Annotated in this window: 24 protein-coding genes; 14 read left to right on the top strand and 10 right to left on the bottom strand. The window is 70.0% G+C overall.

Annotated features, from left to right (window positions below; genetic code table 11):
* Complete coding sequence (locus tag BJY22_RS33400) at positions 1 to 624, bottom strand: hypothetical protein (RefSeq protein WP_167214965.1); 624 nt, start codon at positions 622 to 624, stop codon at positions 1 to 3.
* A gap of 114 nt (positions 625 to 738) precedes the next feature.
* Between BJY22_RS33400 and BJY22_RS33395 the strand changes: the two genes are divergently transcribed.
* Positions 739 to 3,315, top strand: coding sequence for a DUF3376 domain-containing protein (locus tag BJY22_RS33395; RefSeq protein ID WP_167214962.1), 2,577 nt, complete (start codon positions 739 to 741; stop codon positions 3,313 to 3,315).
* Here BJY22_RS33395 and BJY22_RS33390 read toward each other — a convergent pair.
* The 4 genes from BJY22_RS33390 to BJY22_RS33375 form a co-directional block, all read right to left on the bottom strand.
* The gene (locus tag BJY22_RS33390) at positions 3,290 to 4,114 is read right to left on the bottom strand and encodes a DUF3097 family protein (protein WP_167214959.1); all 825 of its coding nucleotides are present in this window, start codon (positions 4,112 to 4,114) and stop codon (positions 3,290 to 3,292) included. The two genes, BJY22_RS33395 and BJY22_RS33390, sit on opposite strands and share 26 nt — an antisense overlap.
* A 26-nt stretch (positions 4,115 to 4,140) precedes the next feature.
* On the bottom strand, positions 4,141 to 5,673 hold the full coding sequence (locus BJY22_RS33385) for an NCS1 family nucleobase:cation symporter-1 (RefSeq protein WP_167214957.1): 1,533 nt from the start codon (positions 5,671 to 5,673) through the stop codon (positions 4,141 to 4,143).
* A gap of 92 nt (positions 5,674 to 5,765) precedes the next feature.
* Complete coding sequence (locus BJY22_RS33380; RefSeq protein ID WP_167214955.1) at positions 5,766 to 6,536, bottom strand: MBL fold metallo-hydrolase; 771 nt, start codon at positions 6,534 to 6,536, stop codon at positions 5,766 to 5,768.
* 22 nt (positions 6,537 to 6,558) lie between these two features.
* The gene (locus BJY22_RS33375) at positions 6,559 to 6,897 is read right to left on the bottom strand and encodes an EF-Tu/IF-2/RF-3 family GTPase (protein ID WP_167214953.1); all 339 of its coding nucleotides are present in this window, start codon (positions 6,895 to 6,897) and stop codon (positions 6,559 to 6,561) included.
* 94 nt (positions 6,898 to 6,991) lie between these two features.
* On the opposite strand from BJY22_RS33375, the gene BJY22_RS33370 reads away from it, so the two are divergent.
* The 6 genes from BJY22_RS33370 (at position 6,992) to BJY22_RS33345 (ending at position 12,282) form a co-directional block, all read left to right on the top strand.
* Positions 6,992 to 7,642: a ThuA domain-containing protein gene (locus BJY22_RS33370; RefSeq protein WP_167214950.1), complete on the top strand. Its 651-nt coding sequence runs from the start codon at positions 6,992 to 6,994 to the stop codon at positions 7,640 to 7,642.
* Entirely contained in the window at positions 7,627 to 8,730 is a 1,104-nt protein-coding gene (locus BJY22_RS33365) for a Gfo/Idh/MocA family protein (protein WP_167214947.1), read from the top strand. Before BJY22_RS33370 ends, BJY22_RS33365 begins: the two co-directional genes overlap by 16 nt.
* A gap of 72 nt (positions 8,731 to 8,802) precedes the next feature.
* Positions 8,803 to 9,825, top strand: coding sequence for a heat-inducible transcriptional repressor HrcA (hrcA, locus tag BJY22_RS33360; protein WP_167214944.1), 1,023 nt, complete (start codon positions 8,803 to 8,805; stop codon positions 9,823 to 9,825).
* Positions 9,826 to 9,849: 24 nt separating this feature from the next.
* The gene (dnaJ, locus tag BJY22_RS33355) at positions 9,850 to 10,992 is read left to right on the top strand and encodes a molecular chaperone DnaJ (RefSeq protein ID WP_167214941.1); all 1,143 of its coding nucleotides are present in this window, start codon (positions 9,850 to 9,852) and stop codon (positions 10,990 to 10,992) included.
* Between the two features lie 193 nt (positions 10,993 to 11,185).
* A complete protein-coding gene (locus tag BJY22_RS33350; protein ID WP_167214938.1) occupies positions 11,186 to 11,902 on the top strand; it encodes a 16S rRNA (uracil(1498)-N(3))-methyltransferase in 717 nt (238 codons plus the stop codon).
* A gap of 50 nt (positions 11,903 to 11,952) precedes the next feature.
* Positions 11,953 to 12,282 (top strand): ArsR/SmtB family transcription factor, encoded by a 330-nt coding sequence (locus BJY22_RS33345; protein WP_167214935.1) that lies wholly within the window; start codon positions 11,953 to 11,955, stop codon positions 12,280 to 12,282.
* A 1-nt stretch (position 12,283) separates the two neighbouring features.
* Here the strand turns inward: BJY22_RS33345 and BJY22_RS33340 are convergent, their stop codons facing one another.
* Positions 12,284 to 13,426 carry a Gmad2 immunoglobulin-like domain-containing protein gene (locus BJY22_RS33340; RefSeq protein ID WP_167214932.1) on the bottom strand — a complete coding sequence of 381 codons (1,143 nt, stop codon included), beginning with the start codon at positions 13,424 to 13,426 and terminating at the stop codon, positions 12,284 to 12,286.
* Positions 13,423 to 13,932, bottom strand: coding sequence for a SigE family RNA polymerase sigma factor (locus BJY22_RS33335; RefSeq protein ID WP_337759709.1), 510 nt, complete (start codon positions 13,930 to 13,932; stop codon positions 13,423 to 13,425). Before BJY22_RS33335 ends, BJY22_RS33340 begins: the two co-directional genes overlap by 4 nt.
* Positions 13,933 to 14,190: 258 nt before the next feature.
* Here BJY22_RS33335 and BJY22_RS33330 point away from each other — a divergent pair, with 258 nt between their 5' ends.
* The 6 genes from BJY22_RS33330 to BJY22_RS33305 are packed head-to-tail and all read left to right on the top strand — an operon-like array spanning position 14,191 to position 18,857.
* Positions 14,191 to 15,117 (top strand): PhoH family protein, encoded by a 927-nt coding sequence (locus BJY22_RS33330; RefSeq protein ID WP_238351467.1) that lies wholly within the window; start codon positions 14,191 to 14,193, stop codon positions 15,115 to 15,117.
* The gene (gene ybeY / locus BJY22_RS33325; RefSeq protein ID WP_167214929.1) at positions 15,114 to 15,590 is read left to right on the top strand and encodes an rRNA maturation RNase YbeY; all 477 of its coding nucleotides are present in this window, start codon (positions 15,114 to 15,116) and stop codon (positions 15,588 to 15,590) included. Before BJY22_RS33330 ends, ybeY begins: the two co-directional genes overlap by 4 nt.
* 7 nt (positions 15,591 to 15,597) lie before the next feature.
* Positions 15,598 to 16,902, top strand: coding sequence for a hemolysin family protein (locus BJY22_RS33320; protein ID WP_167214926.1), 1,305 nt, complete (start codon positions 15,598 to 15,600; stop codon positions 16,900 to 16,902).
* 14 nt (positions 16,903 to 16,916) lie between these two features.
* A complete protein-coding gene (locus tag BJY22_RS33315; protein ID WP_167214923.1) occupies positions 16,917 to 17,252 on the top strand; it encodes a cytidine/deoxycytidylate deaminase family protein in 336 nt (111 codons plus the stop codon).
* Positions 17,236 to 18,165 (top strand): GTPase Era, encoded by a 930-nt coding sequence (era, locus tag BJY22_RS33310; protein WP_167214921.1) that lies wholly within the window; start codon positions 17,236 to 17,238, stop codon positions 18,163 to 18,165. The genes BJY22_RS33315 and era overlap by 17 nt, the downstream gene beginning before the upstream one ends.
* A 26-nt stretch (positions 18,166 to 18,191) precedes the next feature.
* Positions 18,192 to 18,857, top strand: coding sequence for a GNAT family N-acetyltransferase (locus BJY22_RS33305; RefSeq protein ID WP_337759708.1), 666 nt, complete (start codon positions 18,192 to 18,194; stop codon positions 18,855 to 18,857).
* Here the strand turns inward: BJY22_RS33305 and BJY22_RS33300 are convergent.
* On the bottom strand, positions 18,854 to 19,888 hold the full coding sequence (locus BJY22_RS33300) for a DUF4331 family protein (protein ID WP_167214918.1): 1,035 nt from the start codon (positions 19,886 to 19,888) through the stop codon (positions 18,854 to 18,856). The genes BJY22_RS33305 and BJY22_RS33300 overlap by 4 nt on opposite strands.
* Positions 19,889 to 19,905: 17 nt before the next feature.
* Positions 19,906 to 20,907: an aldo/keto reductase gene (locus BJY22_RS33295; protein WP_167214915.1), complete on the bottom strand. Its 1,002-nt coding sequence runs from the start codon at positions 20,905 to 20,907 to the stop codon at positions 19,906 to 19,908.
* A 113-nt stretch (positions 20,908 to 21,020) separates the two neighbouring features.
* On the opposite strand from BJY22_RS33295, the gene BJY22_RS33290 reads away from it, so the two are divergent.
* The gene (locus BJY22_RS33290; protein ID WP_167214912.1) at positions 21,021 to 23,765 is read left to right on the top strand and encodes an AAA family ATPase; all 2,745 of its coding nucleotides are present in this window, start codon (positions 21,021 to 21,023) and stop codon (positions 23,763 to 23,765) included.
* Here BJY22_RS33290 and BJY22_RS33285 read toward each other — a convergent pair.
* Complete coding sequence (locus BJY22_RS33285; RefSeq protein ID WP_337759707.1) at positions 23,762 to 24,748, bottom strand: GNAT family N-acetyltransferase; 987 nt, start codon at positions 24,746 to 24,748, stop codon at positions 23,762 to 23,764. The genes BJY22_RS33290 and BJY22_RS33285 overlap by 4 nt on opposite strands.
* Positions 24,749 to 24,758 lie beyond the last annotated feature (10 nt).

Below are 24,758 nucleotides of genomic sequence, written 5' to 3'. Positions count from 1 at the left end.
TCACCCACCGCTGGGAGTCTCAACTGGTGTCTCGGGTGGCGTTTCCGGCGGTGTGTCGGGAGGTGTCTCGGGTGTCTCGCGGCGCCGGGCGGTCAGATCGATCTGGCTGCCGCCGAGACCCTTCAGGCCGTTGCACTGCTGCCGTGTCTCGCAGGTCGCGATCGCCGGAATCACCAGGGTGACGCTGCCTTCGTCGGCGACCTGCCGGAAGCCGACCCAGCACTGCCTGGCCTCCTCGGCGGTCCACTCGAGGCCCGGACAGGCCCGTGCGTCGCCCGGGCACCCGGACTGATCGACCGCGAAGATCCCGGTCGGCTTGAACCGCGGCCGGCCGAGGGTGATCGTCACGCCTTCGGGGATGTCTCCGGCCAGCCAGCTGACCGGGTTGCAGTTCGCCCCCTCGTCCGGGACACCGCCGACCGGGAGCGAGGCGATCTCGAGCGATGGCTTGTCCTGCCGGGTCTGCGTGGTCTCGGTGGTGGTCGGCTCCGTCGGCGGCTCGTCGGTGCCGGTGGTCGGCGGGATCGGGGGCGACGTACCACCACCGCCGCCCCCTCCGGACGTGTCGGCGCACCCCGCGACCGCGAAGATAACTACTGAAACCGTCACAGGCCACCAGCGCATGACGACCACCCCCACCGACAGGATGACCCTGCGTGCAGATTGCGACAACACCTTGTTCACTCTCCGCTGCGACAACTCGCAAACCGTGGTATCTGTGGGTGAGAGGGGGAGCGCATGTCTGATCACGAGATCCGGATCGCGTTGGTGCTGAACGGGGGTGTCAGTCTCGCGGTCTGGATGGGTGGGGTGACGCACGAGCTGGATCTGATCCGGCGCGCGTCCGGCGAGTCCGGTGCGCCGGGTCCGCAGCCGTACGACGCGGTGCTGGCGGATCGCTGGCGGGAGCTGTGCCGGCGGGGCGAGGAGCGGCGGCGCGTCGTGGTCGACGTGATCGCGGGGACGAGTGCCGGCGGTCTGAACGGGTCGCTGCTGGCGACCGCGATCGCGAACGGCTCGACGCTCGACCCCGACGGCGACGACGGCCCGTGGCTGCGGAAGAAGTGGGTCGGGCTCGGCTCGCTCGACGTCGGCAAACTGGTGCCGTCGGCGGGCGCGAAGTCGAGTTCGGTGCTCGACGGCAAGTACTTCCTGCGGCAGCTCGAGGACCTGCTGAAGGGTGTGGCCGACGCGGGCGAGAGCGATGCGGAGGAGCCGGTCACGCTGTTCGTGACCGCGTCCGGGCTGGGTGTGCAGCAGTTCGAGGCGAAGGACGCGGCGGGGCAGGCGTTCGTCGTACCGGACCATCGGTATCTCTACGGCTTCACGAGCGAGGACGCGCCGACGTACGACGGGACGCGGCGGGAGTTCACGGTCGAGGACAGGAACGGGCTGAAGGACACCGACCTGCTGGCGCGGGCGGCCCGCGCTTCGGCGTCGTTCCCGGCCGCGTTCGGTCCGGTCCTGGAGACGCCGGAGCTGGCCGCGCGACCGCCGCGGATCCAGCCGGACCCGGCCGAGTCCGGCTCCTGGCTGGTCGACGGCGGCGTCCTCGACAACGCGCCGTTCGGCCCGGTCCTCGACGTGGTCGCCCGACGGCCGGTCGCCGGGAAGGCGACCCGGTACGTGCTGTACGTCGTACCGTCGGCCGGGATCGGGCACGCGTCGACCGCGTTGCCGGGCGCGCACGAGCCGAGCTGGCGGGTGGCGGCGATGTCCGCGGTGCAGTTCCCGCGGGAGGTCGACTTCCGCTCCGACGTGGAGCAGCTCGAACGCCTGCTGCTGGAGGCGGACGCGTCCTGGTCCGACACCCAGCGCCTCTTCGACCGTTGCCTGAAGCAACCGGAGGAGCGGGCCCGGCTGAAGGCGGCGGCCGAGGCGCTGCAACCGGCGTACTCGCGGGGACGTGCGGCCGGTGGCGTGTGGGAAGCAGTGACGAAGGCGAGCCACGACCAGTCGACTGTGCTGGACGCCGCGACCGCGCTGTCGGAGGGCGAGATCGACGAGATCCTCGCGACCGAGCATCCGTGGGTGCCCGGCCCGGACGGGTCGACGGCGGCCTTGCGCGACGACGCCGAGGGCAACCCGAGCTGGCTGTGGGGGACCGGCGCGGCGGAGCGGATCGTCCGGCTCATCCTGCGCTCGCTGCGGTACCGCGTCAGCGAGGCGCCGGTCGCCGAGCGGGACGACCTGGACAAGCGGCTGGGCGCCGCGAGCGACTGCCTGCTGAAGGTGCAGGCGGTCCGTGACGCGCTCGACGCGGAACTGGCCGCCGCGGATCTCGATCTGCGACCGGCCGGCGGCGCGGAGGCCGTTGCGGTCGGGCTGAACGACATCTTCGAGGACCTGCAGATCCAGCGGGCGCTCGGTGACGCCTTCGCCGAGCTGATCGCGGTGATCGGCTGGGACCTCGTCGACACCGCGCTCGAGGTGGAGATCGTGTCCCGCTGTACGTCGGCGCGTACGCCGGAGCAGCGCAGCGCGCCGTTCCAGTTCCTCCGGCTCGGTCCTGACATCCCGCTCGCGGTGCTCGACGAGCTGCAGGAGGGGTCGATCGCCAACCAGCTGAACGACCGGATCCTGTACGGCAGCCAGGTCGGCCATTTCGGCGCGTTCGGTGCGGCCGACTGGCGGCGGTGGGACTGGCTGATGGGCAGGCTGCACTGCGTCGCGCACCTCGGCGCGATGCTGGGCGCCGACGCCGCGTGGATCCGCGAGACCCAGCGCCAGGTGTTGCAGGCCGAGGGCTGGGAGCTCGGCGCGGTCGCCGAGCGGATCGAACGGCTGGCCAGGGACTTCCCGGTCGACGCCGGGATGAACGCGCTGGTGACGATGCGGGACGAGCTGAACGCGTCCCCCGAGGGACGGGCGATCACCAAAGGCCTCGCGGACCGGATGGTCGACGTGTCCGGCGGTCTCGGTCCGCAGGTCGGCAGCTGGGTGAAGGCGATCGCGGGGCGCAAGGATCAGCCGGGGTCGTGGCTGCTGCGGACCGCCCGCTGGTTCACCGAACCGGCCCGGGAGACGGTCTGGGACCGGACGGTCCGCGGCGCCAAGCTGAGCCCCGCCCGGCGGCCGCCGATCTTCGAGCCCTGGTTGCCAGCGGCAACAGCTGCGGCGGGCGTGCTGCTGCTGGTCGTGGCGGGCCTGGTCGGCGCCGTACGCATCCCGGCCGCCGTCCTCGCCGGAGCCGTGCTGACACTCAGCGCGGTGCTCGGTGTGGTCACCTGGTACGTCCGGCGCACCCGGCGCCGGGTCCGCGCCTGGATCGCGCGGAGGCTGCCGGAGATCAGTCCAGAGTCACGAAGTCGATGAGCTCCTCGACCCGGCCGAGGAGTGCCGGGTCGAGGTCCGCGAAGCTGTTCACCTTGGACAGGATGTGCTTCCAGGCCGCGGCGACGTCGGCCTGGTCGGTGGCCGGCCAGCCGAAGGTCTGCAGCACGCCCTTCTTCCAGTCCTGGCCGTGCGGAATCCGCGGCCACGCCTTGATGCCGACCGACGACGGCTTGACCGCCTCCCAGATGTCGATGAACGGGTGGCCGACCACGTGCACGTAGCGGTTCGACACCTGCGCCGCGATCTTCGACTCCTTCGACCCCTCGACGAGGTGGTCGACGAGTACGCCGAGCCGCCGGCCGGGACCGGGCTGGAACCGGTTGACGATCTCGACGAGGTCGTCGACGCCCTCGAGGTACTCGACCACGACGCCCTCGATCCGCAGGTCGTCGCCCCACACCTTCTCGACGAGTTCCGCGTCGTGCCGGCCTTCGACGTAGATCCGGCTGGCCCGCGCCACCCGCGCCCGGACGTTGTCGACGGCCACCGAGCCGGAGGCCGTCCGGGTCTTCTTCGCCGGACCGGCCTTCTTCGGCGGCTTCAGGCTGACCGGTTTGCCGTCCAGCCAGAAGCCCGGGCCGAGCGGGTACGTGCGGATCTTGCCGTGCCGGTCCTCGAGGTCGACCACGCCGTGTTCCCAGCGCACGATCGCGCCGACGAACCCCGAGCTGGGCTCCTCGACGACCATGCCCTTCTCGATCTCGACCTCGACGGTCCGCCCGTTCTTGGGCTTGCGCCAGTCACCCGCGAGTACGTCGTTCCCATACCTGTCAGCCACGCGCACAACCGTATGTCGTCAACCTGTCAGTAAGTGGGAGCGGCATGCGCGGCTTCGGACTGTCGCGGCGCGGTCAGCGTGAGTACGACGTACGCGACGAAGCCGGCCACCAGACCGACCGCCCACGAGTAGTCGTACAGCGGCTTGAGGAACGGGATCAGGCCGTCCTGCGGGAACGGGCCGGCGCCCGGGTTCGAGTACGCGCCGCCGACCGCGAGCAGCGAGCCGAACAACGTCGCCACGACAGCGCGCCAGTTCCAGCCGGCGGCGTACCAGTAGCGCCCGCCCGGCCGGTACAGGTCGGCGAGCTCCAGCCTGGTCCGGTCGAGCAGCCAGTAGCCCGCGATCAGCACACCGGCCACCGACGCGAGCAGGCCGCCGTAGAACGACAGCCACACGAAGATGTAGATCGACGGATCCGAGATCAGCCGCCACGGCTGGATGACGATGCCGATGATGCCGGTGAGCAGGCCGGCGGTGCGGTAGGTCAGCAACTTCGGGACGGCGTTGGAAAAGTCGTACGACGGACTCACGACGTTCGCGGCGACGTTGGTGGTCATGGTGGCGAGGATGGCGATCACCAGGCCGGCGATCACCACCACCGGGTTCTCGAACCGGGCCGCCAGAGCGACCGGATCCCAGATCGCCTCGCCGTACACGACGACGGTGCCGGACGTAGTGATGATCGACATGATCGCGATCAGGGACATCGTGGTGGGCAGGCCGAGCGCCTGTCCGAGCGCCTGCTGCTTCTGGCTCCCGCCGAAGCGGGTGAAGTCCGGCATGTTGAGCGACAGCGTGGCCCAGAAGGCGATCATGCCCATCAGGGACGGAGCGGCGATCTTCCAGAAGTCGGCGCCCCAGCCGAGCTGCGACGGCTGCTCGAGGATCGGTCCGAGGCCGCCGGCCTTCGCCACGATCCACACCGTCAAGGCGATGAACCCGACCATGACCAGCGGCGCGGCCCAGCTCTCGAAGGCGCGAAGCGCCTCGATGCCGCGCCAGATCAGCACCATCTGGACCAGCCAGAAGACCGCGAAGCTGAGCCACAGCGTCCATGGCTGGCCACCAATCGCCGAGGCGTTCGTCCAGCCGTCACCGGCGAGCTTGCCGACGATCACGTAGATCGCCTGGCCGCCGACCCAGGTCTGGATGCCGAACCACCCGCACGCGATGAACGCCCGCAGCAGTGCCGGGAAGTTCGCGCCGCGGACGCCGTAGAACGCCCGCGCGAACACCGGGAACGGGATGCCGTACTTCGTCCCCGCGTGGCTGTTCAGCAGCATCGGCCCCAGAACGACGACGTTTCCCGCGGTGATGACCAGGAATGCCTGAAGCCAGTTCATGCCGAGTTGGACCAGGCCCGCGGCGAGCAGATAGCTGGGGATGTTCAGCGCCATCCCCATCCACAGCGCCGCGTAGTTGTACGTCGTCCAGTGCCGCTCGGGCAACCGGGTCGGCGCCAGTTCGGCGTTCGCGTACGCGCTGCCGGCCAACGCGTCCGGATCGGTCAGCTCCACCCGTCCGTCGGGATGAACCGTCTGCTCGATAGTGGCCATGAAGTCCCACCCCATCCGGTCGGGCGATGTCCGTTCCGAACAAGTTGCGCGACCGCATGACGTCATGTCAACGGACAACTACCGAAAGGGATTTATCCGGGACCCAGTAACGGGAGGCTCGGGCGTTGCGGCGTGCCGAGGGCCTGGTAGCCGCGGCGGATCGCGTCCTGGAGCTTGTCGACCGGCCAGGGCCAGTCCTCGGTGTGCCGGAGCGCGTCGTCCAGCGACGTGCCGGCGTGGTGCAGTGTCGAGATCGTGTTGGCGACCTTGCCCAGGTCCATCGCCTGGTCGCGGGCGAACTCGAGGTCGACGACCGCGCCGTGGCCGGGGACGATCGTGGTGTCCGGGGTCATCATGCCGATCGCGCTCTGGATCGTGTCCGGCCACTCGAGCGGGAACGAGTCCTCGCCGTACGACGGCGGCGCCGACTCCTCGAGCAGGTCGCCGACGAAGAACACGTCGGCATCCGGTACGACGACGACCGTGTCGCCGGAGGTGTGCGCGTTGCCGACGTACAGCAGCTCGACGCGGCGGTCGCCGAGGTCGACGACCTTCGCGGCGGCGAACGTCGTACCGGAGAGCTTCTCCTCGGCGGCGGCGTTCTCGTGCAGGTAGACAGTCGCATCGGGGAACGCGCTGTTGCCGGCCACGTGGTCGAAGTGGGCGTGGGTGTTGACGACCCATTTCACCGGGAGGTCGGTGAGCTCGCGGATGTGTTCGCGGAGCTGCTCGGCCTCCTCGGCCGTGGCGCGCGTGTCGATCACCAGCGCGCCGTCGCTGCCGACGACCAGGCCGACGTTCAGGTCCCATTCCTCGTACCGGCGGACCCACGTCCGGTCGCCGATCTCGGCCCACGTACTCATGGCATCGAGATTACTGGCGCGACTACTTGCTGAGTACGTCGCCCCTGGTCACCTGGTCGCGCTTGAGGCCGCGGAGCAACAGCCCGACGTTGTCGCCGGCCTTCGCGGTCTGCGCGGTCTTGCGGAACATCTCGACACCGGTCACCTCGACCTGCAGCAGCGGCTGCCCGGCCCGGCTGAGCAGCACCTGCTCACCGACCGATACGGTCCCGGCCTGCACGCGGCCGGTCACCACCGTGCCGCGCCCGGTGATCGAGAACACGTCCTCGACGGTCATCCCGAACGAACCCACCGGCAGCGTGTCCTGCGGCCGCGGCGGCTCCGGAAAGGTATTCGGCCGCTGCCAGAACTTCCAGCCCATCCCTTGAGCCTAATGGTTGGCAACCCCTCTCCCGCCGACTTAAGGTCGCAAGTGTTCCGATCGGAACTCCGAAACTTTCGAAAGGGTGGCCGGTGTGACGACACGACGTGCTGTGGTGGTCCGGGGTGGCTGGGAAGGGCACTCCCCGGTCGAGGCGACCGAGCTGTTCATCCCGTACCTGAAGGAGAACGGTTTCGAGGTGACGGTCTCCGACAGCACCGCGGCGTACCTCGACCTGGACGGCGTCGACCTGGTGCTGCAGTGCGTGACGATGAGCGAGATCGAGGACGACCACTTCAAGGGCCTGGAGGCGGCGATCCGGCGCGGCACGGGGTTCGCCGGGTGGCACGGCGGGATCGCGGACTCGTTCCGGAAGAACGTCGACTACAGCTTCATCACCGGCGGGCAGTTCATCTCGCACCCGCACGGGTTCACCGACTACCGGGTCGAGGTGGTGCCCGACCAGGCCGACCACCCGATCGTCCAGGGCATCACGCACTTCGACGTGCACACCGAGCAGTACTACGTGCACTACGACCCGACCAACACCGTGCTGGCCACGACGACGTTCGAGTCGCACCCGGACTACCCGTGGATCGAGGGCGCCGTGATGCCGGCCGTCTGGACCCGGACCTGGGGTGCGGGCAAAGTCTTCGTCTGCACGGTCGGCCACAAGCTGGACGACCTGGAGAACCCCGAGGTTCGCACGATCATCGAGCGGGGGCTGCTGTGGGCGAGCAAGTGACCACCATCGGCATCGTCGGCACCGGCGTCATCTCCGGCACCTACCTCGACCACCTCGGCAAGCTCCCCGGCGTCGAGGTCGTCGCCGTCGCCGACCTTGACCTGGCGCGCGCCCAGGCGATCGCCGAGAAGAACCCGGATATCCGCGCAGTCTCGCCGGACGAGCTGTACGCCGCTGACGATGTGGAGATTGTCGTCAATCTGACAATCCCCGCGGCGCACGCGCCGGTGCACCAGGCCGCGATGGAGGCGGGCAAGCACGTGTACGGCGAGAAGCCGCTCGCCGTCGACCGCGTCGAGGCGGAGCCGCTGCTCAAGTACGCCGCCGCGAACAACCTGCGCGTGGGGTGCGCGCCGGACACCGTGCTCGGCACGGGGACCCAGACCGCTCGTGCGGTGATCGACCGCGGCGACATCGGCGTACCGCATGCGGCGACCGCGTCGTTCGTGACGCCGGGGCACGAGCTGTGGCACCCGGCGCCCGAGTTCTACTACCAGCCCGGCGGCGGTCCGGTCCTCGACATGGGGCCGTACTACGTGACCAGTCTCGTCACGCTGCTCGGTCCGGTACGCCGGGTGACCGCACGGGCCGGGCAGTCGAAGCAGGAGCGGGAGATCCATACCGGTCCGCGGGCGGGTACGACGTTCCCGGTCGAGGTCCCGACCCACGTCACCGGCGTACTCGAGCACGAGTCCGGTGCGCTGACGACGGTCCTGATGTCGTTCGACGTGTGGGCGGCCCGGTTGCCGCGGATCGAGATCCACGGGACGGAGGGCAGCCTGTCGGTGCCGGATCCGAACGGGTTCGACGGCACGGTCGAGATCGCGACCGCGGCGCAGCGCGAGTGGACCGAGGTGCCGGTGGCCGGCGGGTACGCCGGGGCCGGCCGGGGCGTCGGCGTGGCGGACATGGCGCGGGCGATCCGTCGCGGTGAGCCGCACCGCGCGGACGGAGCGCTGGCCTATCACGTCCTCGACGTACTGGAGTCGCTGCTGGAGGCCGCGGTACAGGATCAGCCCGTGGATGTGACGAGCACCGTGACACGTCCCGCGGCCGTTCCGTTGGGAGCGTCACCCGAGACCGCCTAGACTGGCACTCTGAACGATTGAGTGCCAAGCGGCCGGCCATGACCCGGCGATGAGGCTGAGAGGGTGGTGCGCGTGCTCGACGAACGCAAGCTGGATGTGCTCCGCGCCATCGTCGAAGACTACGTGGCGACCCATGAGCCGGTCGGCTCGAAGACGCTGGTCGACCGGCACAACCTCGGGGTCTCGCCGGCCACGGTGCGCAACGACATGGCCGCGCTGGAGGAGGAGGGGTACATCACCCAGCCGCACACCAGCGCCGGCCGCATCCCCACCGACGCGGGGTACCGGCTGTTCGTCGACAAGCTGAGCACGGTCAAGACGCTGTCGGTCGCCGAGAAGAAGGCGATCACCTCGTTCCTGGCCGGCGCGGTCGACCTGGACGACGTGGTCCGGCGTACCGTCCGGCTGCTCGCCCAGATCACCCGCCAGGTCGCCATCGTGCAGTACCCGTCACTCAACCGGTCGAGCGTCCGCCACATCGAGGTGGTCACGATGGGCGCGCGGCGGCTGCTGCTGGTGCTGATCACCAGCAACGGCCGGGTCGAGCAGCGTATCGTCGAGCACCCGCACGACGTCGACGAGCAACTGATCGCGGACCTGCGTTCCCGGTTGAACACCGCGCTGGCCGGCCAGCGGCTGTCCGACGCGGCGACCTCGCTGGCCGGTCTGCCCGAGCTGTTCCCTCCGGGTGACCGTTCGCTGGTCTCCGCGATCGTCTCGACCCTGTTCGAGGCGTTCACCGACGAGGTCGGCGAGCAGCGGATCGCGGTCGGCGGCGCGGCCAACCTGACCCGGTACGGCGACGACTTCGAGCGGAACGTGAAGCCGGTGCTGGAGGCGCTGGAGGAGCACGTCATCCTGCTCAAGCTGCTGGGTGAGGCGACCAACCCGCAGACGCTGACGGTTCGCATCGGCCACGAGAACCCGTACGAGGAGCTGGCCACCACATCGGTGGTCGCGACCGGGTACGGGTCGAAGTCGGAGGCGCTGGCGACGCTCGGCATCGTCGGACCGACCCACATGGACTACCCGAGCACGATGGGCGCGGTGCGAGCCGTCGCGCGCTACGTCAGCCAGATACTGGCCGACTCCTAACGAACACAACCCCTGGTCTGGAGTATGAGCACCGATTACTACGCCGTCCTGGGCGTCAGCCGTGACGCCTCGCCGGACGAGATCAAGAAGGCGTACCGCAAGCTGGCGCGTCAGTACCATCCGGACGTGAACGACTCCGAGGACGCGCACCAGAAGTTCCAGGAGATCGGCCGCGCGTTCCAGGTGCTCAGCGACCCGCAGAAGCGGCAGATGCACGACCTCGGCGGCGACCCGTTCGCGACCGCGGCGGGCGGGCCGGGCGGTGCCGGGTTCGGTCAGGCGTTCACCTTCACCGACATCATGGACGCGTTCTTCGGCCAGACCGGCGGGGCCACCCGCGGGCCGCGGCCGCGGACCCGGCGCGGTCAGGACGCGCTGATTCCGCTGCGGATCGACCTCGCCGAGGCGGCCTTCGGGACGACGCGGGAGCTCAAGGTCGACACCGCCGTCCTGTGCCCGACCTGTAGCGGGTCCGGCGCGGCGGCCGGGTCCGAGCCGGTCACCTGCGAGATCTGCCATGGGCGCGGCGAGGTGACGCACACGCAGCGGTCGTTCCTCGGCGAGGTGCGGACGATGCGCCCGTGCCCGAACTGCCGCGGCTACGGCACCACGATCCCGAACCCGTGCGTCGAGTGCTCCGGCGACGGTCGCGTCCGCTCCCGGCGTACCGTCACGGTGAAGATCCCCGGCGGCGTCGACAGCGGCACGCGGGTCCAGCTGTCCGGTCAGGGCGAGGTCGGTCCGGGCGGTGGTCCGGCCGGCGACCTGTACGTCGAGATCGAGGTCGAGCCGCACGAGATCTTCACCCGCAACGGCGACGACCTGCACTGCACGGTCACCCTGCCGATGACGGCGGCCGCGCTCGGTACGACGATCGACCTGCCGACGCTCGAGGGTGAGACGACCCCGCTGGAGATCCGTCCCGGTACGCAGTCCGGTACTGCGCTGACGTTGACCGCGCGCGGCGTACCGCGCCTGCGGCACGCCGGCCGTGGCGACCTGATCGTCCAGGTCATCGTGGAGACCCCGACCAGGCTCGACGACGACCAGGCCGAGATCCTCCGGCAGCTGGCCGCGGCCCGCGGGGAGGAGCGTCCCCAGGGCCAGGTCCAGGCCACCCACAAGGGCGTCTTCGGCCGCCTCCGCGACGCCTTCGGCGCCCACTAACCCACCCAGCCCCACCGGCCCACCCCAGCGCGAACCCTCCACTTCAGGGGGCGCCGACTGAAGTGGAGGGTTGCCTACTGAAAATTCGAGTGGGCAACCCTCCAGGTGAGGGGGCAACCTCTCGTCGGGTGGTCGTGAGAGTGTGGGGCAGGCCGTCAGCTCGGGGCGGTGGTGTAGGCGGAGGTGTGGGTCGGTGGGCGTTGCGGTGTTCTTTTGCGCTGAGCTCGGAGGGGACGAGTTGGTGCTGGAGGGTGCCGAGGGGCGGCATGCGGCCGTCGTACGGCGGATCGGGCCAGGGGAGCGTATTCGGCTGACGGACGGGCGCGGGTCCTGGGCCGAGGGCGCTGTGGTCGCGGCGTCGAAGGCCGGTGTGACGGTTGCCGTCGACGAGCGTGCGAACATTCCGGCGCCGGCGCCGCGCGTGATCGTGGTCCAGGCGGTGCCGAAGGGTGAGCGGGCCGAGCTGGCGGTCGAGATGCTGACCGAGGTCGGCGTCGACGTCATCGTGCCGTGGAACGCGGAGCGCAGTCAGTTCCGGGCGAACCCGGAGCGGGTGGAGAAGATGCTCGCGAAATGGCGGGCGTGGGCGTTCGAGGCGAGCAAGCAGTCACGGCGGACCTGGTTCGCCGAGGTGGCCCCGGTCGCCACCACGGCCGAAGTCGCCGAGTTGCTCGCCGGCGCCGCGCTCCCCGTCGTACTGCACGAAGAAGCCGCGGTGCCGCTGGCGTCGCTGGAGGTCCCCGCCACCGGCGACATCGTCCTGGTGGTCGGCCCCGAGGGCGGGATCGCGCCGTCCGAACTGAAGACCTTCGACGCCGTCCCCGTCCGGCTCGGCGACACGGTACTTCGCACCTCGACGGCCGGCGTCGCCGCGGCCGCCGCGCTGCTGGCACGCTCCCGCTGGGCCTGATCCGCGACGTAGGCTGTTAGACAGCCACCGAACATGCGAGGGATCGAACCATGGTCGTCGAGTCCGCCAGAGCCCGCACGCTCACGCACGTCGACCCGGCCGAGGTGCCGCTGCAGGCGGCCCTCGACGCGCTCGCCGATCCGGTCCGGCGCTCGATCCTGCGCGACCTGGCCGCCCACGACGACTGGACCCGCGCCTGCGGCACCTTCGACCTCCCGGTCAAGAAGGCGACGGCCAGCCACCACTTCGCCGTACTGCGCTCCGCCGGCCTGATCGAGCAACGCGACGAAGGCGCCCGCCGCCTCAACCGCCTCCGCCGCCCCGAGTTCGACGCCGCCTTCCCAGGCCTCCTCACCGCCACCATCGACCGCGCGGACTGACCTACTTCACCACTACCGACTTGGTGTCCGTGTCGGTGATCCGGCCGTCCTCGGCCGACAGGAAGTACACGCTGATCTCCCACGGTCCAGGGCTGAGGGTGAGCTGGAAGGAGTACGGCGAGAACTTCTGGCCCTCCTTCGCGTTCGTGAAGCTCTCCTTCGTCTCCCGGGTCTTCAGGTTCGTCGCGCGGTAGTTGACCGTGGCTTCGAAAGCCGACGCGACACCCTGGACCGTCAGCTTGGGCTCCACCAGTTGGTTGTCGGCCGGCGAGTCGATCCAGACCAGCGCCTGGACCTCCGCGGCCTGGGCGCGTCCCCACGGCGTGGCGGTGTCGACGTGGCCGAACAGCTTCCCGACGGAGCGGCCGGCCTGAGTGACCTGGATCGGAGTCCGGTTGTCCTGCAGGGCGCCCTGCACGGTGTAGACGAGTTGCTGGGTCGCGACCTTCGCGAGGTCGCTGTCCAGCGTGCTCTTCGGGAGGTGTTTGAAGTCGACGGTGACCACGCCCTTCGAGCGGGTCACGGTGTTGACGGTGGCGCCGCGCCAGACGGAGTAGTAGTCCGGGTCGTTCGGTTGCTTTGTGGTCATGATGCGGACCGCTTGCTCCGCGGGGCGGCCGGTGACCTTGGACCAGGTGCGGTACAGGCGGGCGGAGGACTTCTTCGGGGCGCCGACCTGCTGGCCGAGCCAGTACACGGGGACCAACGCGCCCCGCACAAACGGTTCGGGTACGCCGCGGTCGGTCGGCCCGGCGGTCTTGGCTGGGGCAGAGTCGGTGTCGGACGCCGTAGGCGACTGGGGTGCCTCGGTGGGGATCGGGGACGGCGGGGCAGTCATGGCGGACGGCGGCGGCGTCGGCGGTACGCCGGTTGCGGTGGTCGTCGTACCAGGACCGGCGACGTCGTCGCCGTCGTTGGCGGTGTTGTCGGGGCCGGTGATGACGGTGAAGGCGCCGATCGCGGCGGCGGTGCCCACGGCGGCGACGCCCGCGGTCAGGAGCCAGGGGCGGCGGGCGGACGGGCGCTGGGCGTGCGCGCGGGCGCGGATCTCCGGCAGCGCGTCGGACGGCTCGACGCGGTCCGCCTCCTCGTGGAGGGCCCGCCGCATCAGCTCGTCGAACGGATCTTTGGATTGGTCACTCATACGTTCTGCTCCAGGAGCTGGCGCAGCGACTTGGTCGCCCGCGCGGCGTGGCTCTTCACGGATCCCCGGCTGATGCCCATGGTGTCCGCGATCTCGGCCTCCGAAAGGTCACCGTAGTAGCGCAGCACCATCACGGTGCGTTGCTTCTCCGGCAGGTTCCGCATCGCCTCGATCACGCGGTCCGTCTCGGCGGTCCGCAGTACGGCCTGCTCGGCGCTCGGCTCGTCGGGCAGTGACTTCGGGGTGTGCTTGTCCACCACCACCAGGTGGCGCTGGCGGGAGCGGCAGCGGTTCACCACCGAGGTCCGCAGGTACGCGAGCGCCTTGTGCGGGTCGCGCAGGCGGTTCCAGCGGCCGTGCATCGCGACGAAGGCGTCCTGCACGATCTCCTCCGCCGAACCGGTGTCGCGCAGCAGCAGCGCGGCCAGGCGGACCAGCGAGGTGTAGTGCGCGGTGTAGACAGCCGTCAGCGCCTCGTCGGCATCCCACGAGGACTCATGTGTCACGCACTCTTCGTACACCACCGCCGGTTGTGCCACGAGAAGACGACGCTAAGACCCCGTCCCAGGTTGACAACAAGCGTGTCCGGAGTAATTCCCGGTGAGGCTGTCGGACGAGACGGCTAGCATGGGAGGGTCACATCACCAGTACTCAGGAGGAAGAGCCTGTCCAGGCCACGCAGTATCGAACCGGAGGCGCGTCCGAACGGCGCGGCCACCGCCACGCAGGCGTCACACAAGATCGTCGTGCCGAACAGCATCGACATGGTCGCCCTGCTCGGAGCCCGGGACGAGTTCCTCCGCATCGTCGAGAAGGAGTTCGCCGCCGACATCATGGTCCGCGGCAACGAGATCACGCTGGTCGGTGAGCCCGCCGAACTGGCGCTGGCCGAGCGGCTGATCGACGAGCTGATCGCGGTGGTGCGGACCGGCCACGGACTGACCGCCGACTCCGTCGAGCGCAGCATCGCGATGATCAAGCAGGCGACCGCGGAGAGCCCGCGCGACGTCCTGACCCAGAACATTCTGTCCAGCCGCGGCCGGACGATCCGGCCGAAGACGCTGAACCAGAAGCGGTACGTCGACGCGATCGACAAGAACACGATCGTGTTCGGCATCGGCCCGGCCGGTACCGGCAAGACCTACCTGGCGGTTGCCAAGGCGGTCCAGGCGCTGCAGGCCAAGGAGGTCAACCGGATCATCCTGACCCGGCCGGCCGTCGAGGCCGGCGAGCGTCTCGGGTTCCTGCCCGGCACGCTGTCGGAGAAGATCGACCCGTACCTGCGGCCGCTGTACGACGCGCTGCACGACATGCTCGACCCGGAGTCCATCCCGCGGCTGATGACCGCCGGCACGATCGAGATCGCGCCGCTGGCCTACATGCGCGGCCGGACGCTGAACGACGCCTACATCATCCTCGACGAGGCGCAGAACACCTCGCCGGAGCAGATGAAGATGTTCCTGACCCGGCTCGGGTTCGGCTCGAAGATGGTCGTCACGGGTGACGTCACCCAGGTCGACCTGCCGACCGGGACGAAATCCGGGCTGCGGGTCGTGCAGGAAATTCTCGACGGGGTGCAGGATCTGGCATTCTGCCGTTTGACGTCGCACGACGTGGTTCGGCACAAGCTGGTCGGCCGGATCGTGTCGGCATACGAAAACTACGAAGGCAGTGCTGACAACCACCGATGAACGTCGAGGTCAACAACGAGTCCGGGGTCGAGATCGACGCACACGGACTGATGCGGCTCAGCAGGTTCGTGATGTCGTCGCTGCGGCTGCACCCGGAGTGTGAGCTGTCGATCAAGCTGGTCGACGAGGACACCATGGCGCGATATCACGTCGAGTTCCTGGACCTGCCGGGTCCGACCGACGTGATGTCGTGGCCGATGGACGAGCTGCGGCCGGGTTCGGACGGCGAAGCCGACGAGGACCTGCCGCTCGGGCACCTGGGCGACATCGCCCTGTGCCCGACGGTCGCTGCCGCGCAGGGCGCGAAGGCCGGCCACGGGACGTGGGCCGAGCTGGAGCTGCTGACGGTGCACGGCATCCTGCACCTGCTCGGGTACGACCACGCGGAACCCGCCGAGAAGGCGGAGATGTGGGACGTCCAGGGCCGCCTGCTGGAAGCATGGCGCGCACCTGGAAATCGGCTAGAGGTGTGATACCGAGATGACCTCCCACGACCTAGTTCTCCTGGTTGTGGCTGCGGTGCTGGTGCTGCTCGCCGGGCTGTTGGCCGGGGCCGAGGCGGCCCTGTCGTCGTACTCGAAGGTGCGCGCGAACGAGCAGGTCGAGCAGGGCAACTTGCGCGCGACCCGGCTGCGGGACCTGCTGTCGGACGCCCCGCGGTACCTGAACTCGCTGCTCCTGCTCCGGCTGATCTGCGAGATCACCGCGATCGTCCTGGTCACCCAGGCGCTGTCCGGCGTCCTCGCGGTGACCTGGGAACACATCCTGATCACCGCCGTGGTGATGGTGCTGGTGTCGTACGTGATCATCGGGGTCGCGCCGCGGACGCTCGGCCGCCAGCACTCGGACCGGTTCGCGATCCTGTCCGCCGGACCGGTGATGGCGGTGACCCGCATCCTCGGGCCGCTTCCGAAGCTGCTGATCATGGTCGGCAACGCGCTCACGCCGGGCAAGGGGTTCGCCGAGGGGCCGTTCGCGACCGAGGCGGAGCTGCGCGCGCTGGTCGACTACGCGGAGAAGTCCGCGGTGATCGAGTCCGGCGAGCGGCAGATGATCCACTCGGTGTTCGAGCTCGGCGACACCATCGTCCGCGAGGTGATGGTGCCGCGGACCGACATGGTCTACATCGAGAAGCACAAGAAGCTCCGCCAGCTCACGTCGCTGGCGCTGCGCTCGGGGTTCTCGCGGATCCCGGTGATCGGCGAGTCGCTCGACGACATCGTCGGCGTCGTCTACCTCAAGGACGTGATGCGCCGGGTGTACGACAACGCCCAGGCCGAGTCGACCGAGCGGGTCGAGTCGGTGATGCGGCCGTGCATGTACGTCCCGGACTCCAAGCCGGTCGACGAGCTGCTCCGCGAGATGCAGGCGGCCCGGATGCACCTGGCTATCGTCGTCGACGAGTACGGCGGTACGGCGGGCCTGGTCGCGATCGAGGACATCCTGGAGGAGATCGTCGGCGAGATCACCGACGAGTACGACGAGGACCCGGACTCGGTGCAGGAGCTGTCCGACGGGGCGTACCGGGTCTCGAGCCGGCTGCCGATCGACGAGCTGGGCGAGCTGTTCGGCGTACCGCTGGACGACGACGACGTCGACACCGTCGGCGGCCTGATGGCGAAGCTGCTCGGCAAGGTGCCGATCCCCGGGGCCGAGGTCGAGATCGCGGGCCTGTCCCTCACCGCGGAGCGGCCGTCCGGCCGCCGGAACCAGGTAGGTACGGTTCTGGTACGGCGGGAGGAGCCCGCCCCCGCCCCGCAGGACCAGAACCACCAGCACGCCTGATCGCCTAGGAGAAATTGTTGTCCGACCTTTCGGCGGAAGACGCCAAACTCGTCACGCTCGCCCGCGCCACGCGGGCCCGTACGCGCGCCGCCGAGGGCGCCGCCGTCCGGGACACCGACGGACGGACGTACGCCGCCTGCACGGTCGCACTCGACACCGTCGAGCTGACCGCGCTGCAGCTGGCCGTCGCGATGGCGCTGTCGTCCGGCGTGAAGGGTCTGGAGGCCGCCGCGGTGGTCACGGACGCCGGGTCGGCGGACGTCAACGTGGTACGGCACTTCGCCGGCGCCAACATTCCCGTAGTACTTGCCGATGGCACCGGAGAGGTTCGCGATGTCCGCCACACCTGAGAACTTCAAGGCAGGTTTTGCCTGCTTCGTGGGACGCCCGAACGCCGGCAAGTCCACCCTGACGAACGCGCTGGTCGGCAAGAAGATCGTCATCACCTCGTCGAAGCCGCAGACCACGCGGCATGCCGTCCGCGGCATCGTGCACCGGCCGGACGCGCAGCTCGTCCTGGTCGACACACCCGGTCTGCACAAGCCGCGCACCCTGCTCGGTGAGCGGCTGAACGACCTGGTGAAGACCACCTGGGCCGAGGTCGACGTGATCGCGGTCTGCCTGCCCGCGAGCGACAAGATCGGCCCCGGTGACCGCTTCCTGGTGAGTGAGGCGGCGAAGGTGGCGAAGACGCCGAAGGTCGCGCTCGCCACCAAGGCCGACCTGGTCGAGCCGGACCGGATGATCGAGCACCTGGCCGAGATCCAGGCGCTCGGCGAGTCCGCCGGGATCGAGTGGGCGTCGATCGTGCCGGTGTCCGCGACGTCCGGCTACCAGGTCGACGTGGTCGCCGACGAGCTGGTGAAGCTGCTGCCGGAGGGCTTCGCGCTGTACCCGGACGGCGACATCACCGACGAGCCCGAGGAGACGCTGGTCGCCGAGCTGATCCGCGAGGCGGCGCTCGAAGGTGTCCGCGACGAGCTCCCGCACTCGATCGCGGTGACGATCGACGAGATGAACCTGCGCGAGGACCGGCCGGAGGACAAGCCGCTGCTCGACGTGTACGCGAACATCTTCCTCGAGCGCGAGAGCCAGAAGGGCATCGTGATCGGCCACAAGGGCGCCCGGTTGCGTGAGGTCGGCGCGGCCGCCCGCCGGCAGATCGAGGCGCTGCTCGGGACGCCGGTGTACCTCGACCTGCACGTCAAGATCGCCAAAAACTGGCAGACAGACGCGAAGCACCTGCGCAAACTGGGATTCTGATCGGCCTTCTTGGGGGAGTTCTCGCGGTGCTGACCAATCCCGTGTACGCCGCTCTGACCGGCGTGCACGCCCCGTTCGCCGAGAGCCGCGGGAACGCCCGGCGCTATCCGGTCGCGGTGGCGCCGTTCCTGGCGCTGCCCGACGTACCGACCGAGCAGGACTGGGCCGACGCGGCCGCCCTGCTCGGGTCCGGTGCGACCGGTGCGCTGATGCGCCCGGCGCTTGCGGTGCCGGACAGCTTCAAGGTGGAGCTGGAGATCGACCTGCTCCAGTTCCGCGCTCCCGACTCGCTGCCGGCCGCTGACCCGGAGGCGGTCGTCCTCGGGCCGGACGACGTACCGGACATGCTCGCGCTCGTCGCGCTCACCGATCCCGGACCGTTCCGGAGCCGCACCATCGAGCTGGGCACATACCTCGGGATCCGGCGCGACGGCGACCTGATCGCGATGGCAGGTACCCGGTTCGCGCTGCCCGGGTACACCGAGATCAGCGCGGTGTGCACGCATCCGTCGTACCAAGGGCAAGGCCTGGCCGGCCGTCTGATCCGCGCTGTCGCCGCGCACATCACCGCCTCCGGCCAGACCCCGTTCCTGCACACGGGCGGCAGCAACACCACCGCGATCCGCCTCTACAACTCCCTCGGCTTCACCCTCTCCAACGAAATGAAGGTGACCGTCGTCGAGGCGGTCTAGCTCACCTCGGGAACGTACGGGAAGAACGCCCGCGGCTTCGACGTGACCGACTCCTTGCCGATGCCCAGGGCAACCGGCGTGTTGGCCGCGATCGAGAACATCACGTCCGGTGCGTTGTCGGTCAGCGTGCGGCCGTTGAAGGTGTTGAAGCCGAAGCAGGCCGGCGTGCCGACGACGTACGGGAGGATGTTGGGCAGGAAGCGGGCGACGACACCGGCCGCGTACGCCGCCGGGTCCTCGGCCGTGCCGTAGGCGCCGACCACGCCGGCGATCTCGCGCGTCAGGAGTTCGCCGTACGTCGCAACGTCCTCGCCGGGACGGCCGACGTTGAGGTCGTCGCCCAGGTCCTCGTTGTACTGCGTGAACAGCGGATGGATCATCGGCAGTCCGGCCCGGTTGATCGGACGCCAGCCGCCGGCGTCGGTGGCGAGGCTGGCGACGGCCCAGACCCCGATCGGCCGGGTGGCCTGCCCGGCGGCGAGCAGGTCGCTGTCGGGGATCTCGAGGACGACCGAGTAGACCGTGTGGCCGGCGAACAGGTTCTTCGCCTGGCCGGGCGTCCAGTCGCCGAGGTCGATCGTCGTACCGTCCTGGACGGCGTGCCCGACGGCGTGCAGGACGTCCGGCTCGATCCAGAACGGGTCTCCGGCCTGACCGGCCCAGACGCGCAGACCGTCCGTGGTGGTGATCGGCTCGTCCGTCGCGCCGGTGGCCACGACGACGCCCGCGGCGAACGGATCGGTGGCCGCCACGCCGTCGATCCGGTGCAGGCAGACCGACTGCTGCCCGGAGGCGTCACGTTCGCCGAACACGAACCGGTACGTGCGGTCCTCGACACCGTCGTGGTCGAAATCGAGCTTGAACTCGTACATCCCCTCGGGATGGAAACCCGGCTCCGGGATGTCGCCGGCCAGCGAGTGGCAGACGTTGATCACCAGGACGGTGCCGGTCTCGCCGCGGAAGACGTACAGGTCGGTGATGTCGAGCCGGACGTCCTGCCGGGCCAGTGGTGAGTCGAGGTGGTGGGACATGTTTCTCCTTGGATTGGTCAGCGTTCGCTGTCGAGGTCTGCCATCGCCCGGGCCGGGTAGCGGGCGCCGGACGCGGCTCCGGCGGGTACGGCGGTCTCGATCTCGCGCAGCGTGTCCGCGTCGAGGATCAGACCGCTCGCACCGAGGGATTCGCCGAGCCGGTCCCGGGTCCGGGCGCCGACGAGCGGTACGACGTCGTCGCCCTGGGCCGCGACCCAGGCGATCGCGACCTGCGCGGTCGTCGCCCCGAGCCGTTCGGCGACCCCGCGCAGCGCCTCGACCAGCCGCAGGTTCGCGGTCAGGTTGTCGCCCTGGAACCGTGGGCTGATCGCCCGGAAGTCCCCGGCGGTGAGGCGCCGGCCGGCGTCCCAGTGGCCGCTGAGCAGGCCGCGGGACAGGACGCCGTACGCGGTCAGGCCGATCCCGAGTTCGCGCAGGACCGGCATGACGGCGCGCTCCGGTCCCCGGGACAGCAACGAGTACTCGATCTGCAGGTCGTTGATCGGGGCAACGGCCGCGGCCCGCCGTACGGTCTCGGCACCGGCCTCCGACAGGCCGATGGCCCGGATGTAGCCGGCGGTCTGCAGCTCCAGCAGTGCGCCGATCGTGTCCTCGACCGGGATCTCCGGGTTGAACCGCGAGGGCCGGTAGATGTCGACGTAGTCGGTGCCCAGCCGCCGCAGCGTGTAGGCGAGCCGGTCGAGGACGGCGGCCGGCGAGACGTCGTACCCGGCCGCGAGGAAGCTGCCGTCCGGCCCTCGCCGGGCCCCGAACTTCACGCTCAGGACGACGTCCTCACGGCGCCGTCCGGCCAGTGCCCGGCCGATCAGCAGTTCGTTGTGGCCGGAGCCGTAGAAGTCCCCGGTGTCGACAAGCGTGATGCCGGCATCGAAAGCCGCGTGCAGGGTCGCGATCGACTCCTGCTCGTCGGCCGGACCGTACAGGTCCGACATCCCGAGCGTGCCGAGTCCGAGAGCGGACACCTCCAGCTCGCCCAGTCTGCGCTGGGGAACAGTCATCGTTTCTCCTTCGGTACGGGGTCCCGACCACTGTCGGCCGCGGCCGGTGCTCGACGGATGAGTCATCCGACTCGAATCGGCGACCCGAGTCGGTGGGCGGCTAAACTCGCCGCGTGGACGGGGGCGGGCTGGTCGGCCGCTGGGAAGAGCTGCGGCTGCTGCACACGTTCGTGGATCGCGCCGCGGTCGGCGGTGGATCCCTGGTACTGACGGGTGACGCCGGGATCGGGAAGACGGCCCTCCTGGACGCCGCGGACGAGTACGCCGGGAGCCGCGGAGCAACTGTCCTCCGCGTGGTCGGGACCGAACTGGAGGGCCAGGTCGGCTACGCGTCGCTGAACCAGGCGCTGTACCCGCTGCTGGACAGGATCGACGCTCTGTCGACCACGCACCGGACCGCCTTGCAGGTCGCCCTCGGCTTCGGCGAGGGACCGCCGCCGGACAGGCTGCTGGTCGCGAACGCCGCCACCGTCCTGCTCCGGACCGCGGCGTCCGCGCCGCTGCTGTTGGTCGTCGACGACGTCCAATGGATCGACCGAGCGAGCGCCGGTGTCCTGAGCTTCGTCGCGAGACGGCTCACCGGCAGCCGTGCCGGTTTCCTGGCGGCGAGCCGCAACGGCGACAACCAGGGGTACTTCGACCACGCCGGCCTGCCGGGGTACGACGTCAGGCCGCTGAGCGACGTGGACGCGGCCGAGCTCCTCGGTCTGCGCTTTCCCGACCTGCACCGGAGCATCACGCCGCGGATCCTGCAGACGGCGCAGGGCAATCCGCTCGCCCTGCTGGAACTGCCGCGGGCGCTGAGCCCGTCGCAGCGCGCCGCCGCCGAACCGCTGCCGGCCGTGCTCCCGCTCGGCCGGCACCTGCAGAGGTACTTCGTCGCGCGCGTCGCGAACCTGCCGGAGCCGACCCGGGCGCTCCTGCTCGCGGCCGCGGTCGACGACTCCGGCGACCTCGGCGTCCTCCTCCGGGCGGGCGGCGACCGGTACCGGCTCGAGGACCTCGGAGCCGCCGAACGCGATCACCTGATCGAGATCCACGACCATCGGCTGCGCTTCCGGCATCCGCTGATCCGCTCCGCCGTGGTGGCGGCGATGACGTCGGCCGACCGGCGCGCGGCCCACCGGGAGCTCGCGGCGGTCCTCGCCGACGAGCCGGAGCGGCGGGCGGTGCATCTCGGCGAGGCGACGATCGAGCCGGACGAGGACGTGGCGACGATGCTGGAGGAGGCGGCCGGACGCCTGCTCGGCCGCGGCGACCACCAGTCGGCGGTCGCGCTGTTGACCCGCGCCGCGGAGTTGAGCCCGGGCGCGGATGCCCGGGGCCGCCGGCTGGCCGAGTCCGCGTTTCTCGGCGCCGAGTCGATGGGTGATTTCCGCAGCGCCGCGGACCGGCTCGAGGCCATCCGGCGCGCAGGCGGCGACGCGGCCGCCTCACTGCACTACGCCTCGGCCGCGGCGCTGGTGATGATCGACGAAGACGGTCATGTGGACACCGCACACCGCCTGCTGGTGGCAGCGATCGCGGGCAGCCCCGATGCCCGGAACGCGAGCAACCCGGAGATCGTGAACGCGCTGTGGACGCTCGCCCTGCTCTGCTTCGTCGGCGGCCGCACGCAGCTCTGGGACGACCTGTACGCCGCGATGGCGCGGCTGGTCGACGTCCCGCCGGACCTGCTCAGCCTGACGCTGGACATGTTCGCCGATCCGGCGCGGACCGGTCCCGCTGCGTTGCCGCGGCTCGACGCGGCGCTCCGCTCCGTCCACCACGAGAAGGACCTGGACGTCGTACAGAACCTGGCGGGAGCCGCGATGTACGCCGACCGGCTGGCCGAGCTGCGGGAGCCCCTCTGGCGCATCGTGCTGCAAGGGCGCGACGGGGGACCGGCCAGGAAGCACTTGGTCTCGCTGTTCGATCTCGGTGTCGACGACTTCCACCGCGGCAAGTGGGACGAGGCCGCCGAGTTCGCCGCCGAGGGGCTGGCCGTCAGCGAGGACCGCGCCGGCGGGTTCTTCAGTTGGTACCCGCGGTACCACCAGGCGTTGCTCGCCGCCGTACGCGGCAGGTTCGACACCGCCCGGGCGCTCGTCGACCAGATCGCCGGCTGGGCCGGTCCCCGTGGTGCCGGAACCGCTCGCGCCTTCGCCCACCACGCCTTGGTGCTGGCCGATCTCGGCCGTGGCGACTACGAGGCCGCCTATCGTCACGCAACCGCGATCAGCCCCGCCGGCGTCCTCGCCTCGCATGTTCCGCATGCGCTATGGATGGCCATGGACCTCGTGGAGGCGGCCGTCCGTACGAACCGCCGGGCCGAGGCGGCCGATCACGTCCGCGCCCTGCACGCGGCGGACATCCCCGCGCTGTCCCCGCGGCTGGCGATCCTCGTCGAGGCGTCGGCAGGTATCGCCGCGACCGAGGACGACGCGTCGAGAGCACATTTCGAGAAGGCGCTGTCGCTACCCACCGTCGACCACTGGCCGTTCGACGTGGCGCGGGTCCGACTGTGTTACGGCGAACGGTTGCGGCGAGTCCGATCGGTGAACGAGGCCCAGGTCCAGCTGGCGGCAGCAGCGACTGCCTTCACGAACCTGGGCGCCGATCCGTGGACCGCCCGGGCCGAGCGGGAGCTGCGAGCGGCCGGTCTCGGCACAGGTGCGAACGTGCCGCGGACCGCCGCCTTGACCGCGCAGGAGGCTCAGATCGCGCGGCTGGCCGCGGCGGGACTGACCAACAAGGACATCGCCGCGCGGCTCTACCTCTCACCGCGCACGGTGGGCGGCCACCTGTACCGGATCTTCCCCAAGCTGGGAATCACCACCCGGGCCGCCCTACGTGACGCCCTCGGACCGGACGACTAGACCGTCTTCTGGTAGATCAGGAAGCGGGAGACGATCTTGTAGTTGAGCTGCTCGTTGATGCCGATCATGTGGTTGTTGGACTCGGCGTTCCAGGTGTCGACCTGGGTCAGTGCCGGCTCCTCCTCACGCAGCCAGAGCAGCATCGAGGACTTGAGCAGCGCTCCGAGGCGGTGACCGCGGTGGTCGCGGGACACCGCGGTGTCGTGCTGCTCGCCGATGTGCGGGCGCTCCCGCTCGACCGCGATGACCGTGTGGCCGGCGAGTTCGCCGGTGTCCTTCTTGCGGGCGACCACCCGGTAGAGGGTGCGGTCGCTCTTCGCCTGGGCCTCCTCGTACGCCCGCAGCCGCTCCGGGCTGTAGACGTCGTCGTCGATGTCCAGGTCGTCCTTCGGCGCGTCGTTGATCGACTCGGTCACCGCGACCATGCCGTCGAGCATGTCGTCCGGCAGCGACCCGGTGAGCTTGACCAGCTCGTACGCCGACGACGCCGCCACCGCCTCGTCGTACAGCCGCTGGACGATGCCCCAGTCGAGCCCGGACAGGTCCTGGCGCCGATTGACCTCGACCGCCTTCTGCTCGAACCCGTGCCGTTGGGCGAACGCCTCCGCCTTCGGCAGGTCGAGCCCGCCGAAGCCGACCACGTTCCGGCCGAGCTCGCGGGTCAGGTTCTCGCCGTAGCCGACGAGCTCCGACCCGATGCCGCGGCCGCGGTGATCGGGATGGACCTTGACGTCGATCCAGGTCTGGTTGGTGTTGTCGTACTTCGGCACGTCGACCGTGAGCAGGCCGACCGGGATCCCGTCCTCGCGGGCCAGGTAGGCCCGCGGCGGTACCAGGTCCCAGCCGTAGCGCAGCATGTTCGCGAAACTCCGCGGCGTGTGCTGCACCATCTCGGGCAGGTCCAGCTTCCAGCCGGCCGAGTCCACGGCGACGGCCTCGGCGCATCCGACCTCGTCGTCGGCTGACAGTTTGGTGATCTCCACGCCCTCAGGG

Origin of the sequence: Kribbella shirazensis (genome assembly GCF_011761605.1) — a bacterium.
Lineage (GTDB): Bacteria > Actinomycetota > Actinomycetes > Propionibacteriales > Kribbellaceae > Kribbella > Kribbella shirazensis.
This window is presented reverse-complemented; position numbering and strand designations above follow the sequence as displayed.

Coding starts and splice junctions, on each gene's coding strand:
- BJY22_RS33400 (WP_167214965.1), bottom strand. CDS start 624: ATGCGCTGGTGGCCTGTGACGGTTTCAGTAGTTATCTTCGCGGTCGCG.
- BJY22_RS33395 (WP_167214962.1), top strand. CDS start 739: ATGTCTGATCACGAGATCCGGATCGCGTTGGTGCTGAACGGGGGTGTC.
- BJY22_RS33385 (WP_167214957.1), bottom strand. CDS start 5,673: ATGGCCACTATCGAGCAGACGGTTCATCCCGACGGACGGGTGGAGCTG.
- BJY22_RS33380 (WP_167214955.1), bottom strand. CDS start 6,536: ATGAGTACGTGGGCCGAGATCGGCGACCGGACGTGGGTCCGCCGGTAC.
- BJY22_RS33375 (WP_167214953.1), bottom strand. CDS start 6,897: ATGGGCTGGAAGTTCTGGCAGCGGCCGAATACCTTTCCGGAGCCGCCG.
- dnaJ (WP_167214941.1), top strand. CDS start 9,850: ATGAGCACCGATTACTACGCCGTCCTGGGCGTCAGCCGTGACGCCTCG.
- BJY22_RS33345 (WP_167214935.1), top strand. CDS start 11,953: ATGGTCGTCGAGTCCGCCAGAGCCCGCACGCTCACGCACGTCGACCCG.
- BJY22_RS33340 (WP_167214932.1), bottom strand. CDS start 13,426: ATGAGTGACCAATCCAAAGATCCGTTCGACGAGCTGATGCGGCGGGCC.
- BJY22_RS33330 (WP_238351467.1), top strand. CDS start 14,191: ATGGTCGCCCTGCTCGGAGCCCGGGACGAGTTCCTCCGCATCGTCGAG.
- ybeY (WP_167214929.1), top strand. CDS start 15,114: ATGAACGTCGAGGTCAACAACGAGTCCGGGGTCGAGATCGACGCACAC.
- BJY22_RS33320 (WP_167214926.1), top strand. CDS start 15,598: ATGACCTCCCACGACCTAGTTCTCCTGGTTGTGGCTGCGGTGCTGGTG.
- era (WP_167214921.1), top strand. CDS start 17,236: ATGTCCGCCACACCTGAGAACTTCAAGGCAGGTTTTGCCTGCTTCGTG.
- BJY22_RS33300 (WP_167214918.1), bottom strand. CDS start 19,888: ATGTCCCACCACCTCGACTCACCACTGGCCCGGCAGGACGTCCGGCTC.
- BJY22_RS33295 (WP_167214915.1), bottom strand. CDS start 20,907: ATGACTGTTCCCCAGCGCAGACTGGGCGAGCTGGAGGTGTCCGCTCTC.